9 protein-coding genes are annotated in these 14438 nt (G+C 64.7%); 5 read left to right on the forward strand and 4 right to left on the reverse strand.

The features are described 5' to 3' along the window. Positions 1-179: 179 nt before the first annotated feature. Genes AABA86_RS16930 through AABA86_RS16940 form a run of 3 tightly spaced genes read right to left on the reverse strand, consistent with a single transcriptional unit; the run spans position 180 to position 5837 of the window. Positions 180-3563 (reverse strand): error-prone DNA polymerase, encoded by a 3384-nt coding sequence (locus AABA86_RS16930; RefSeq protein WP_338307592.1) that lies wholly within the window; start codon positions 3561-3563, stop codon positions 180-182. Then, positions 3560-5152 carry a Y-family DNA polymerase gene (locus AABA86_RS16935; protein WP_338307593.1) on the reverse strand — a complete coding sequence of 531 codons (1593 nt, stop codon included), beginning with the start codon at positions 5150-5152 and terminating at the stop codon, positions 3560-3562. Before AABA86_RS16935 ends, AABA86_RS16930 begins: the two co-directional genes overlap by 4 nt. After that, on the reverse strand, positions 5049-5837 hold the full coding sequence (locus AABA86_RS16940) for an ImuA family protein (RefSeq protein ID WP_338307594.1): 789 nt from the start codon (positions 5835-5837) through the stop codon (positions 5049-5051). Before AABA86_RS16940 ends, AABA86_RS16935 begins: the two co-directional genes overlap by 104 nt. A gap of 162 nt (positions 5838-5999) precedes the next feature. Here AABA86_RS16940 and AABA86_RS16945 point away from each other — a divergent pair, with 162 nt between their 5' ends. From AABA86_RS16945 to AABA86_RS16955, 3 genes are all read left to right on the forward strand, one after another. Then, on the forward strand, positions 6000-7235 hold the full coding sequence (locus AABA86_RS16945; RefSeq protein WP_338307595.1) for a putative DNA modification/repair radical SAM protein: 1236 nt from the start codon (positions 6000-6002) through the stop codon (positions 7233-7235). Beyond that, positions 7235-8677, forward strand: a complete 1443-nt coding sequence (locus AABA86_RS16950; protein WP_338307596.1) for a UdgX family uracil-DNA binding protein — start codon at positions 7235-7237, stop codon at positions 8675-8677. The genes AABA86_RS16945 and AABA86_RS16950 overlap by 1 nt, the downstream gene beginning before the upstream one ends. 98 nt (positions 8678-8775) lie before the next feature. Beyond that, positions 8776-10404: an inorganic phosphate transporter gene (locus tag AABA86_RS16955; RefSeq protein ID WP_338307597.1), complete on the forward strand. Its 1629-nt coding sequence runs from the start codon at positions 8776-8778 to the stop codon at positions 10402-10404. A gap of 72 nt (positions 10405-10476) precedes the next feature. On the opposite strand, the gene AABA86_RS16960 is transcribed toward AABA86_RS16955, so the two are convergent. Beyond that, positions 10477-11649, reverse strand: a complete 1173-nt coding sequence (locus AABA86_RS16960; RefSeq protein ID WP_338307598.1) for a M20 aminoacylase family protein — start codon at positions 11647-11649, stop codon at positions 10477-10479. A gap of 212 nt (positions 11650-11861) precedes the next feature. Here AABA86_RS16960 and AABA86_RS16965 point away from each other — a divergent pair, with 212 nt between their 5' ends. After that, on the forward strand, positions 11862-13481 hold the full coding sequence (locus AABA86_RS16965) for a GMC family oxidoreductase (protein WP_212251371.1): 1620 nt from the start codon (positions 11862-11864) through the stop codon (positions 13479-13481). Between the two features lie 12 nt (positions 13482-13493). Then, on the forward strand, positions 13494-14375 hold the full coding sequence (locus AABA86_RS16970) for an alpha/beta fold hydrolase (RefSeq protein WP_338307599.1): 882 nt from the start codon (positions 13494-13496) through the stop codon (positions 14373-14375). Positions 14376-14438 lie beyond the last annotated feature (63 nt).

Genomic DNA, 14438 nt, shown 5'->3' on the forward strand with positions numbered 1-14438 from the left:
ACGCGCGCTCCTGCCAGTTCCGTCATCCTGAGGTGTGAGACTTGCGATGCGGATGCATCGCAAGTCGAGCCTCGAAGGATGAACGGCCAAGCTGGCAGCCGGGCCGTCGCCCTTCGAGGGCCGCTGAAGAAGCGGCCACCTCAGGGTGACGGTGATAAATAGACCGTTGCACTACACCTTCAATGAAAATCCCGCGATGGCGGCAGGATGCGGACGTTGCGGGGGTGGCGGATTTTTTGCGCCGGCATGTCCGCAAGCGCGCGGGGGTCTTCGTTGAGCGGCTCGATCACCGTGGCGCCAGATGGCACCGGATGCTTGCGGCTCAGCGCGTCGTTGGCGAGGCCGACAAGATCGTGCGAGCGGTCGATCATGCGCTGGGCGATGAGATGCGTCACCTTCTCGGGGCTGCTCTGGATATAGCCGTGAACCTCGATGAGGCGCGCACCCATCACCTCTTTGCGGTACTGCTCCATGATTTTTGGCCACACCACGACATTGGCGATGCCGGTTTCGTCCTCCAGCGTCATGAACACGACGCCGCTGGCACTGCCCGGCCGTTGCCGCACCAGCACCACGCCGGCGCAGCGGACACGGCGGCGCTCGTTCTCGTGACTGACATCCTTGCAGGGGACGACGCGCTCGCGCGAAAACATATCGCGCAGGAATTCCATCGGGTGCCCTTTCAGCGATAGCCGGATGGTCTGGTAGTCCGCGACCACCTGCTCGGCGCGCGGCATCACAGGCAGCGGCTGTGCTTGCTCGTCCGGCTGCTCGCGCGCGGTCGCCGCCTCGAACAGCGGCAGAGCGACGTCGTCGGGCAGCCGCCGCACCTGCCACAGCGCCTCGCGGCGGTCGAGCCCGAGCGAGCGGAACGCGTCGGCATCCGCCAGCAGGATCAGCGCGCGCTTGGGCAGGCCGGTGTCGCGGGCAAAATCTTCGAGCGAGGTGAAGGAACGTCGGTTCCGGGCATTGACGATGCGGTCCGCCCAGTCTTCCTGAGTGACGTATACTTTGCCTTGCCGCTTCGTCTGCTCCTTCTTGAGGGCCTCCTCATCGGGATCGAGCCAATGAAAGCCGTCGATCTGGCGGAAGCCGAGGCGCACCGCGCAGTATTTTCCGCTACCCTCCTCCAGCGTGTTTTGCGCAAAACTGTAGGACACGTCGATGTCGCGGACCTCGACGCCGTTCTTGCGGGCGTCGCTGACGATCTGTGCGGGCGCATAAAAGCCCATCGGCTGCGAGTTCAGGAGGCCGCAGCAGAAGGCATCCGGGTGATAGTGCTTCAGCCATGACGAGATGTAGACGAGCTGCGCAAAACTCGCGGCATGGCTCTCGGGGAAGCCGTAAGAGCCAAACCCCTTGATCTGCTCGAAGCAATTTCTTGCGAATTGAGGATCGTAGCCCCGGCGGATCATGTTGCCGGTCATCTTGTCTTCGAAATTGCCTATGGTCCCGACGTTGCGGAACGTTGCCATGGCGCGCCGTAATCCGTTGGCCTCTTCCGAAGTAAACCCTGCGGCCACGATCGCAATCCGCATGGCCTGCTCCTGGAACAGGGGCACACCCAATGTCTTGTGCAGCACCTTATAGAGTTCGTCCGGCTCTCCAAACTCAGGCGACGGAGCCGGATAATTTTCCTTCTCCTCACCATTCCGCCGCCGCAGATACGGATGCACCATGTCGCCCTGGATCGGCCCGGGGCGCACGATCGCGACTTCGATGACGAGGTCGTAGAAGGTCCGCGGCTTCAGGCGCGGCAGCATGTTCATCTGCGCGCGGCTCTCGACCTGGAACACGCCGAGCGATTCTCCTCGCTGCAGCATCTGATAAACTTCGTCGTCATCTTTCGACTTGATATCCGCAAGCTCGTAACGTTTCCCCTTGTGGTCTGCAATCAGATCAAAACATTTGCGGATGCAGGTCAGCATGCCCAGCGCCAGCACGTCGACCTTCATCATGTTGAGCGCGTCGACGTCGTCCTTGTCCCATTCAATAAAAGTGCGGTCGTCCATCGCGGCGTTGCCGATGGGGACATAGGTGTCGAGCCGGTCTTGCGTCAGCACATAGCCGCCGACATGCTGGGAGAGATGGCGCGGGAATTCGATCAGCTCGGCCGCAAGCTCGACCGCGAGGTTGATCATGGGATTGTTGGGATCGAGCCCGGCCTGCCTGACCTGCATGTCGTTGAGGCCCTTGCCCCAGCTGCCCCAGACGGTGTCGGCCAGCGCGGCGGTGACGTCCTCGGTCAGGCCCAGCGCCTTGCCGACGTCGCGGATAGCGCTGCGCGGGCGATAGTGGATGACGGTGGCGATGATCGCGGCGCGATGGCGGCCGTAGCGGCGATAGACATATTGCATCACCTCCTCGCGCCGCGAATGCTCGAAATCGACGTCGATGTCGGGCGGCTCCAGCCGCTCCTTGGAGATGAAGCGCTCGAACAACAGATCGACCTTGGTCGGGTCGACCGAGGTGATGCCGAGCACGTAGCACACGGCCGAGTTCGCCGCCGACCCACGCCCCTGGCACAGGATGTTCTGGCTGCGCGCGTAGTGCACGATGTCGTGCACGGTGAGGAAGTAATGCGCGTATTTCAGCTCGGCGATCAGCGCGAGCTCTTTCTTGAGCGTCGCGCGCAGCTTTGCGTCAATGTTCTCGATGCCACCAAAATATTTGTCGACGCCCGCCCAGGTCAAATCCTCCAGATGCCCTTGCGCGGTCTTGCCCGGCGGCACCGGCTCATCCGGATACTGGTATTTGAGCTGGTCGAGCGTAAATTCGATGCGATCGGCAAACCGCATGGTTTCCGCGATTGCCCCGGGGAAGTCGCGGAACAGCCGCGCCATTTCTCGCGGTGTTTTCAGAAACCGCTCGGCATTGGCTTCCAGCTTCTTTCCGACCGCCTCGATCGTGGTCTTTTCCCGAATGCAGGTCAGCACATCCTGAAGCGGACGGCGGCCGGGATCGTGATAGAGCACCTCGTTGGTCGCGAGCAGCGGCACTTTTGCTTTGGCTGCGAGATCATCCAGCTGTGCCAGCCGGCGCCGGTCGTCGCCACGATAGATCAGGCTCGCCGCCAGCCATACGCCCTCGGCGCGGCTTGCCCTGAGCTTTGAAAGCACATCCAGCGCCTGCGCCGGCTCGAAACGATACGGCAGCGTCAGGACCAGGAGCTGGCCTTCCGAGAATTCGAGGAGATCGGCGAAGGTGAGACGGCATTCGCCCTTCTCGATCCGCGTGATGTCGTCGCCGCGCTTGCCCCGGGTGAGGAGCTGACAGAGCCGGCCATAAGCGGCGCGGTCGCGCGGATAGACCAGAATGTCAGGCGTGCCGTCGATGAAAACGATACGCGCACCGATCAGCAGTTTCGGCTTGTGCAGCACCTTGTCATTGTCGAGCTCATTCCAGGCCCGCACCACGCCGGCGAGCGTGTTGTGGTCGGCGATGCCGATCGCGGGAATGCCGAGCCTGCTCGCCTGATGCACATAGGCGCGCGGATCCGAGCCGCCGCGCAGGAAGGAGAAATTGGTGGTGATGCCGATCTCGGCATAAGCGGGCGTGTTCATGCGAAGAGACCGTGGACATACCATTTCGCGGGAATGGACTCGCCCGCATCGTCAATCAGCTCGTCGTAGAGCCCGTCGCGAAAGATCCAGAACCGCAGGCCTTCGGCGTCCTCAATGCGGAAATAATCCCGCGTCAGTTGCCTGCCGTCCTGCCGCCACCATTCCATGGCGATGCGCTCGGGCCCTTCGACCCGCACCACCGCATGCTTCGCGCGCCGCCAGGTGAATTGATGCGGCGGACCGTCCGGCACGGTCGCGAACGGTACCGTGACCAGTTCCGGCTTGTCGAATAGCCTTAGGGGGCGCAGCGGCGGCTCGCTTTTGGTCCGCGCCGGCCATTCGGCCTGCAGGGCGGCGGCGAGATGATGCTGCGCCGGGGCGGCCAGCACGGCGCATTCGGGGATATGAGTATCCTCAGGCAGGTGCACGACGACGCGCTTTCCGCCGATGCGCGCGGCGATGCGGTCGATCAGGGCGGCAAGCTCGTCATTGTCGTGGACATGGGCGTCGAGATCGCGCTGCTCCTGCACCACGATCTCGGTGCGGCTCGCCGACAGGCGCACCATGTCGAAGCCGAAACCGGGATCGAGGGGATCGGCGAGCGCATCGAGGCGCTCGCGAAACAGCCGGTCGATCACGGCGCTTCGCGTCACCGGCCGCCCGGTCTCGACCATGATCGCGCGCACCACGCCGTCGGTGCGGAAAAACGCGGCTTCCAGCCGGCGGGCGCCCTTGCCCTGCTTCTCCATGGAGGCAATCAGCGTATCGGCGAGCCGCGACAACGTCATGGCGATCATGGTGTCGGTCGCGATCGGCTCGGCGAAACGCTTCTCGACGATGTAATCGGGCAACGGCTTGCGCGGATTGATCGGCGCATCGCCCTGCCCCAGCGCATGCGCGAGCAGCGTGGAGAACCGCGCTCCGAACCGCGCCGTGATCTCGCTCGGTGAGCGCGCGGCGACGTCGCCGATGGTCTTGAGGCCGGCGCGGCGCAGGCCGGTGGTGATGGCTTCGCCCGCACCGAGCGCGGACACCGGAAATTGGCTGATCGCCGCCGCCTCCCCGCCATCGGCAACGATGCTGCCCGAGGCCTGCCGCGTCAGCGTGCGCGCGCAGACCGAGGTGCCGGCGATCGCCGCGCCGACGGCAAAGCCCTGGCGGGCGAGCGCACGAACCAGCGTCGTTAGCAGCGCAGCTTCGCCGCCGAACAGATGCGCGCAGCCGGTGATGTCCAGGAACAGCCCGTGCGGCGGATCGAGCGCCACCAGCGGCGTGAAGCGGTCGCACCAGTCGGCGATGTCGCTGAGCGTCTTCGCATCGGCCACGACATCGGCGTCGAAGACTTTCAAGTCCGGGCACATCGCCCGCGCATTGGCCAGGGGCTGGCCTATGTACAGGCCGAGGCGCTCGGCGGCCTCGTCCAGCGCATGGATCACCAGCGCATTGTTCTCCTTGATGACGACGATGCTCGGCTCATTATTGGTTTTACCCAGCCCGGCGCTGCCAAAGAACCGCTGGATCCGGTCGATGGGCAGGCGTGGCAGCCACAGGCTGAGAATACGTCGACGGTTCACTGAACTGGCACTCATCACACTTCCATTCCATGATCCACCGGCCGCACGGGCCATGACGATTGCGTAACAACTCGGCATCGAAGCGCGGCGCGCCCCAGGCACTCCATGCCGGCCCCGGTGGTGAATGCGCGGCGCGCAGCATCCACCGTGTCTCCGCCGTCGAAGGCAGCGGCTGCGCCGCCATCCGCAGCATCAGGCCGGTGACGCCGGAGCCTTGCGCGGCCAGCGTCAGCTTGCGGCTCGCCACGAGATCGAACTGCCTGGTCTCGCCCCAGAGCTCGAGCACGACGGCGCCCAGCGCATCGCAGGCAAGCGCATCAGCCGAGGTGCGCAGCGCGCTCTCGACATCGGCGGCGCGCACCATCACCACGCGGCGCGGATCGAGGCCGAGCTCGGCGAGCCCGCTCATCGACAGCGCGCCTGCCTCTATCACTGAAAAATCCTGCCGCACCCACAGCAGCGGCCGCTGCGCCGAGACGCGCCCGGCAAGCCCCATGACGAAGCCGGTCGCGGCCGTCCCCTGAGACCCAGCGCAAAACACCTCGTGGATCGCCGCGCGCGCGAGCCCGCCCTTCAGCGCGTCGTCGGCTTCGCTGTGACCGAGCGCGACGCGATCGTGCGGATGCACGACCGCCGCCGTCTCGATGCGCTCGATCTGGCCGCGCAAGGTCGCAAGCGCGCTGATGCGTGCGCCGCTCATGTCGCCGCTCCTTCAGGGGTGATTGCCGATGGCTCTCAAAAAGAGAACCAGCGGCTGGCTCATTTGTTCATGATATGTTCTAATATAAAGCTAACGGCGCGCGGAGAGTCAATCGAATTGGCGCGCAACTGGATTCATGAGCTGAATCAAAGGGATTCCAAGATGGACGTACAACGCAAACTGGAAATCCTGGCGGACGCCGCCAAATACGACGCGTCCTGCGCCTCCAGCGGCACGGAGAAGCGGGATTCCAGCGACGGCAAGGGCATGGGCTCGACCGCGCCCGGGATGGGCATCTGCCATTCCTACGCGCCGGATGGACGCTGCATCTCACTGCTCAAGGTGCTGCTGACCAACGCCTGCAATTACGATTGCCTCTATTGCGTCAACCGCGCCTCCTCCAACGTGCCGCGCGCCCGCTTCACCGTCGACGAGGTGGTGAAGCTCACGCTCGACTTCTACCGGCGCAACTACATCGAGGGACTGTTTCTCTCCTCCGGCATCATCCGCAGCCCCGACTACACCATGGAGCAGGTGGTGAGCGTCGCGCGAAAGCTGCGCGAGGAGCATCACTTCCGCGGCTATATTCATCTCAAGACCATTCCCGAGGCCGACGATGCGCTGATCGCGGAAGCCGGCAAATACGCCGATCGTCTCTCCATCAACATCGAGATGCCCGAGGAGACGAGCCTGCAGCAATTCGCGCCGGAGAAGGACGTGCGCGCGATCCGCCGCACCATGGGCCGGCTGCGGCTGAAGCTGGACGAGGCCGAGGAAGGCCGCAGCGCGAAGACCAGGGCAAAGCCGCAGCGCTTCGCGCCGGCGGGCCAAAGCACGCAGATGATCGTCGGTGCTGATGCTGCCTCCGACCACACCATTCTCCACACCAGCGCCAATCTCTACGGCGCCTACCGCCTGCGGCGCGTCTATTACTCCGCCTTCAGCCCGATCCCAGATGCGAGCCGCTCTTTGCCTCTGGTGCAGCCGCCGCTGCTGCGCGAGCACCGGCTCTACCAGGCCGACTGGCTGATGCGATTCTACGGTTTCGACGTTGCGGAGATCGTCGACGACAGCGCGATGCTGCCGCTCGACATCGATCCGAAACTCGCCTGGGCGCTGCGCCATCGCGACCGCTTCCCGCTCGACGTCAACCGCGCCAGCCGCGAGGAGCTGCTGCGCGTGCCGGGCTTCGGCACCAAGGCGGTCGAGCGCATCATCGCAACGCGGCGCACCACCACGATCCGCCTCTCTGATCTGGCGCGGCTGCACGTACCCCGCAACAAGGCGCTGCCGTTCATCGTCCTCAGCGACCACCGCCCCTCACCGCATCGCCTCGATGCGGCCGGGCTGATCGAACGCTTCAAGCCGAAGGCAACGCAATTGGGGTTTGGCTTCTGATGCAGTACATCACCCTCGATCATGAAACCGATTTCGACGGCTGGCGCAAAGCCGCGCGCAGCCTCGTGCTTCATCATGTGCAGCCCACCGATGTCACCTGGACCGTGCAGGGCGGCGAGGCGGAGTTGTTCGCACCGTCCGCGCCGTCTCCGATCCTCGAGGTGAACGAGGGCACCTTCAACGTATCAGGCAAATTCGTCGAGCTCGCCCAGGCCGCAATCCTGCACCGCGATATCCAGCGCTTTGCGATCCTCTATCGCTTGCTCTGGCGGTTGAAGGACAATCACGACCTCATCGAGGTCGCAACCGACCCTGACGTCGCGCAAATCATTGCGATGGCCCGCGCTGTCCATCGCGACGAGCACAAGATGCACGCCTTCGTCCGCTTCCGCGAGGTCGGTAGGGAACGCGAGGCGCATTACGTCGCCTGGTTCGAGCCGGAGCATCACATCGTCGAGCTCGCCGCCCCATTCTTCGCAAAACGCTTTGCCGACATGCCATGGTCGATCCTGACGCCGGACCTCTGCGCGCATTGGGACGGCCACGCGCTCGCGTTCACGCCAGGCGTCAGCAAGAGCGAAGCACCGGGCGAAGACCGGCTGGAGGAAACCTGGCGGCGCTATTACGCCAGCATCTTCAATCCGGCCCGGCTCAAGGTGAAGGCGATGCAGGCCGAGATGCCGAAGAAATATTGGAGGAACCTGCCCGAGGCCTCGATCATTAAGCCCTTGATCGAGGACGCCGAACGCATGACCGGCGCCATGATCGCCAATGCCGCAACCGATCCGCACAAGCCTCAGAAGCGGCCGGAGGCTCCGATGAAACGCAAGCCAGCTGCCGACGATCTCGAAGCGCTCCGCGAGGAGGCCGCGCATTGCCGCGCCTGCCATCTCTACAAGGACGCGACCCAGACCGTGTTCGGCGAGGGCCCGAGATCCGCCAACATCATGCTGGTCGGCGAGCAGCCCGGCGACAAGGAAGACCTCGCCGGCCATCCCTTCGTCGGCCCCGCCGGCCAGATGCTGGACCGCGCGCTGGAGGAAGCCGGCGTCGACCGCAAGAAGGTCTATGTCACCAACGCGGTGAAGCACTTCAAATTCGTGCCGCGCGGAAAGATCCGCCTGCACCAGAAGCCGAATACGCCGGAGATCAAAGCGTGCCGGCAATGGTTCGAACGGGAAGTCTTGGCAATCCAGCCCGATCTGATCGTGGCGATGGGCGCCACCGCCGCGCAAAGCGTGTTCGGCAAGATCACTCCCATCGGCAAGACCCGCGGCCGGCTCATCGACCTTCCCGACGGACGCAAGGCTTTGGTGACGGTGCACCCATCCTATCTGCTGCGGCTGCCCGATCCGGAAGCCAAGGTGCTGGAATATCAGCGCTTTGTCGAAGATTTGAAGATCGCTGCCGGCTTGCAGAAGAAAGCCGCGCGGGCCGCCTAAATACTGGCAGGAAAACGCCTTTCAACCGCCGCTTGTCATCCAGCCTTCAAATCCATCGCGGACAATACCCTTACTTCAAAGTTAAGGGGCGTCCAGACATGACCGATGTTGCATTCGACGGCGCGGTAGCCGATCCCGCGCCGATCCAGCCGGCCTCGCGGCCAAATCTCGACAAGGGCTTCAATCCGCTGACGATGATCCTGTTCTTCGGCATCCTCGCCGCGGGCCTGCTTTTCGTCGCCTACAGCATCTATGTCGACGTCAACGCGACCGGCGCGCGCGTGACGAGCTACCTGCCCTACATGCTGTTGTTCGTCGCGCTCCTGATCGCGCTCGGCTTCGAATTCGTCAACGGCTTCCACGACACCGCCAACGCGGTGGCGACCGTGATCTACACCCATTCGCTGCCGGCCGAAGTCGCGGTGATGTGGTCGGGCTTTTTCAACTTCCTCGGCGTGCTCATGTCCTCCGGCGCGGTCGCCTTCGGCATCGTCTCGCTGCTGCCGGTGGAGCTGATCCTGCAGGTCGGCTCCAGCGCCGGCTTCGCGATGGTGTTCGCGCTGCTGATCGCCGCGATCCTTTGGAATCTCGGCACCTGGTTCTTCGGCCTGCCCGCCTCCTCCTCGCACACGCTGATCGGCTCGATCATCGGCGTCGGCGTCGCCAACGCCGTCATGCGCGGCCGTGACGGCACCTCGGGCGTGGACTGGACCAAGGCGACCGAGATCGGCTACGCGCTGCTGCTGTCGCCGCTGTTCGGCTTCATCTGCGCCGCGACGCTGCTGCTGCTGCTCAAGTTCATCGTGCGCAACCCGGCCCTGTATGCTGCGCCCGAAGGCAACAAGGCGCCGCCGCTCTGGATCCGCGGGCTGCTGATCGCGACCTGCACCGGCGTCAGCTTCGCGCACGGTTCGAACGACGGCCAGAAGGGCATGGGCCTGATCATGCTGATCCTGATCGGTACCGTGCCGACCGCCTACGCGCTCAACCGCGCACTGCCGGAATCCCAGGTCGCCCAATTCCAGAAGGTCTCCGATGCCGCCTCCAAGGTGATCGCAGCCAAGGGCGCCGGCCACAGCATCATCGGCGATCCCCGTCCTGCGGTGACCCAGTACATCACCTCGCACCACATCAGCGAAGGCACCTACCCCTCGCTGTCGGTGCTGGTGAAGGATGTCGGCGACCAGGTCGCGAAATACGGCTCGCTCAACAAGGTGCCGGCGGAAGTGGTCGGCAACACCCGTAACGACATGTACCTGACCTCGGAGGCGATCCGCTTCCTGATGAAGGACAAGGAAAACGACCTCAACAAGGAAGAGGTCGCGACCTTGAATGCCTACAAGGGCGGGCTCGACAGCGCCACGAAGTTCATCCCGACCTGGGTGAAGGTCGCGGTTGCCATCGCGCTCGGCCTCGGCACCATGATCGGCTGGAAGCGTATCGTGATCACGGTCGGTGAGAAGATCGGCAAGAGCCATTTGACCTACGCACAAGGCGCCTCGGCCGAGCTGGTGGCCGCCGCTACGATCGGCGCCGCCGACGTGTTCGGCCTGCCGGTTTCGACCACGCATGTGCTGTCGTCGGGCGTCGCCGGCACCATGGCCGCGAACGGCTCGGGCCTGCAAATGGCGACCATCCGCAACCTGTTGATGGCCTGGGTGCTGACGCTGCCCTGCGCGATCATGCTGTCGGCCACGCTCTACGTGATCTTCTCGCGGATGTTCTGAGCCATCATTCCCTCAAAGACAAAGGGCCCGTGCGATGCACGGGCCCTTTTCATTTGTGCTTCTGGCTTGGCCTCACGACGCTGCGAGCGATTCCTCGACCAGCTTTACCCAGTACGACGTGCCGAACACGATCGCCTCGTCGTTGAAATTATAGGCGGGGTGATGCAGGCCGGCGCTGTCGCCGTTGCCGCAGAAGATGAAGGCGCCGGGGCGCGCTTCCAGCATGTAGGCGAAATCCTCGCCGCCCATCAGCGGCGGCATTTCGTGCACATTGGCATCGCCAGCAACCTGCTTTGCAATGCGGCGCGCAACCTCGGTCTCCGCGGCGTGGTTGTTCACGACGGGGTAATTGCGGTGATAGCGCAGGTCGATCTTCGCGCCGGTGATCTGAGCGACTCCGGCCACCACCTCGTGCACGCGCTTCTCGACCAGTTTGCGCACCTCGGGCGAGAGCGTGCGGATGGTGCCCTTCAGCGTCGCCGTCTGCGGAATGACGTTGCGGGCGTTGCCGGCGTGGAATTCGCAGATCGAGATCACGGCCGATTCCAGGGGGTCGACGCTGCGCGCGACGATCGACTGCAGCGCGGTGATCACCTGCGCGCCGACCAGCACGGAATCGACGCATTTGTGCGGACGCGCGGCGTGGCCGCCGAGGCCCTCGATCATGATGTCGACCTCGTCGGTCGCCGCCATGATCGGACCCGGCCGGATCGCGAACGAGCCGATCGGGATGCCCGGGCCGTTGTGCATGCCGTAGACCTGCTCGATGCCGAAGCGCTCCATCAGGCCGTCCTTGACCATGGCCGCGCCGCCGGCGCCGCCCTCCTCGGCGGGCTGGAAGATCACGATCGCATCGCCGGCGAAATTACGGGTTTCGGCGAGGTAGCGGGCGGCCCCGAGCAGCATCGCGGTGTGTCCGTCATGGCCGCAGGCGTGCATCTTGCCCGGAGTCTTGGAGGCGTATGGCAGGTTGGTCTGCTCCTCGACGGGCAGCGCATCCATGTCGGCGCGCAGGCCGATCACCTTGAGTCCCTCGCCAGCCGGCTTGCTGCCCTTGATCACGCCGACCACGCCGGTCTGGCCGAGCCCGGTGACGACCTCATCGCAGCCGAACTCGCGCAGCCGGTCCGCCACGAATGCTGCAGTGCGATGAACGTCGTACAGCAACTCAGGATGCTCGTGGATGTCCCGGCGCCAGGCCTGAATATCGGGTTGGAGGTCGGCGACGCGGTTCACGATGGGCATGGAGGGTCTCGAGCTTTGTTGAAAATGCAGGACTGTCTACCATGCAAGCGCCAGTCCACCCAACTGCCGCGGGCCGAGGCCTAGCCCTGTCCTCTCGTCATGGCCGGGCTTGGCGCCAGCTTGTCTTGGCCATCCACGTCTGACTATTAGGATAGAAAGTGCGTGGATGCCCGGGACAAGCCCGGGCATGACGCCGGTTGGGTGGAAGCAGAATGCCGAGACGGCTCGAAGGTGAATTTGACTACATTGTCGTCGGGGCAGGTACGGCGGGCTGCATCGTCGCCAACCGCCTGTCGGCGGATTCCGGCAATCGCGTGCTCGTCCTCGAAGCCGGCGGCGACGACAACTGGATCTGGTTCCACATCCCGGTCGGCTATCTCTTCGCGATCGGCAATCCGCGCTCGGACTGGATGTTCAAGACCGAGGCCGAGCCCGGCCTGAACGGCCGTTCGCTCGCCTATCCCCGCGGCAAGGTCATCGGCGGCTGCTCGGCGATCAACGCCATGATCTCGATGCGCGGCCAGGCCGCCGACTATGATCACTGGCGCCAGCTGGGCATGACCGGCTGGGGCTATGACGATGTGCTGCCGCTGTTTCGGCGGATCGAGGATCACTTCCTGGGGGCGAGTGAGCATCACGGCGCCGGGGGCGGCTGGCGCATCGAGGCGCCGCGGCTGTCATGGGACGTTCTCGATGCCGTCGGCGATGCCGCCGAGGAGATGGGCATCAAGCGCATCCCCGATTTCAACACCGGCGACAACGAAGGCACCAGCTATTTCCACGTCAACCAGAAGCGCGGCCGGCGCTGGTCGTCGGCACGCGGCTTCCTCAAGCCGGCGCTGAACCGCCCGAACCTGCGCCTCGAGAAGCATGTACTGGTCGACCGCGTCATCATCGAGCAGGGCCGCGCCGTCGGCGTGCGCTTCATCCAGAACGGCGAGATGATCGAAGCGCGTGCGAGACGCGAAGTGATCCTGTCGGCCGGCTCGATCGGCTCGGTGCAGGTGCTGCACCGTTCCGGCATTGGGCCTGCCGACTGGCTGTCGCCGCTCGGCATCGACATCGTCATGGACAAGCCCGGTGTGGGGCGCAATCTGCAGGACCATCTGCAGCAGCGCGCGATCTACAAGGTCGAGGGCGTGCGCACGCTGAACGAGACCTATTACAATCTGTTCCGCCGCGGCCTGATGGGGCTCGACTACGCCTTCCGCCGCCGCGGTCCCCTGACCATGGCGCCGTCGCAGCTCGGCATCTTCACGCGCTCGGATGCGACGCGCGCACGCGCCAACATCCAGTTCCATGTGCAGCCGCTGTCGCTCGACAAGTTCGGCGATCCCCTGCACCGCTTCCCCGCCATTACGGTCAGCGCCTGCAATCTCCAGCCGACCTCGCGCGGCACCGTGCGGCTGCGTTCGGCGAGCCCGGACGAGAAGCCGATCATCGCGCCGAATTACCTCTCGACCGATGACGACCGCCAGGTCGGCGCCGATGCCATCCGCACCACGCGACGCCTGATGCAGCAGAAGGCGCTCGCCAAATACCGTCCGAGCGAATATCTGCCCGGCCCCACCGTCGGTGACGACGACGCCTCGCTCGCAAAGGCTGCCGGCGACATCGGCACGACGATCTTCCATCCCGTCGGCACCGCCAAGATGGGCGCGGTGAGCGATCCGATGGCGGTGGTGGACGAGCGGCTGCGCTTCTACGGGCTCGAAGGCTTGCGTGTCATCGACGCATCAATCATGCCGACGATCACGTCGGGCAACACCAATACGCCGACCGCGATGATCGCCGAGAAGGGCGCGGCGATGATTTTGGAGGATGCGAAGTAGCATCCTGTCGCCATGATCAATCCTCACCGCTTTTCAATCGGCCCCGCCGACGCAGCGATCGCCATGTTGCAATGGGGCGAAAGCGGCAAGCCGCCTGCCCTCCTCGTTCATGGCACCGGCTTCGTCGCCGACGTCTGGGACGAGGTCGCGCGCGAGCTTGCATCGACCCATACGGTCTATGCGCTCGACCGCCGCGGCCACGGCGCCAGCCACAAGCCCAGCGCCTATCATTTCCTGGACTATGCGGAGGATGTTTGCCGGGTGGTCGATGCGATCGGCCTGCGAGACGTCTACGGCATCGGCCACAGTGCGGGCGCGACCGATCTCCTGCTCGCGGCAAAGCTCTTGCCCGGACATTTCACGCGGCTGTTCGTGATGGAGCCGACGGTGATGGACCCGCGTGCCGCGCGTACCGGGCGATTGAACGACGAATCCGTCGCCCGTGTCCAAGGCACCTTGCGCCGGCGCGCTGAGTTCGAGAGTGCCGACGCCGTGTTCGCGCGCTACCGCGCCGCGCCGTCCTTTGCGGATTGGACCGAGACCTCACTGCAGGCGTATGTGCGCCATGGCTTCACGACGCTTGACGATGGCCGGGTGCGGCTTTGCTGCACGCCGGAGATCGAGTCGGCGATCCTGCGTCCGATCTACGAAGCGATGGAGCAGGTTTACGTCGGCGATGCCCGCGGCAATCCGTTTGCAGGGCTCGCCGAGATCGACTGTCCCGTGCGCGTCACGACCGCCGCGAAGTCAGGCCCGATCTATTGGGAGATGGCGGCGCGCGCGGTGTCGCTGATCCCGAAGGTCAGCACGATGGTGTTCGAGGACGCCGGGCATTGTGTCGCGCAGGAAGTGCCGGCAGCCGTGGCGGAGGCCGTGAGGGAGTTCGCAAAGTAGTCTCGTGCCCCGGACGCGGCGCAGCACGAAGTGGTGCGCAGCAGAGCCGGGGCCCATCTCACC

The sequence above is a fragment of the Bradyrhizobium sp. TM233 genome (genome assembly GCF_036247965.1).
Lineage (GTDB): Bacteria > Pseudomonadota > Alphaproteobacteria > Rhizobiales > Xanthobacteraceae > Bradyrhizobium > Bradyrhizobium ottawaense.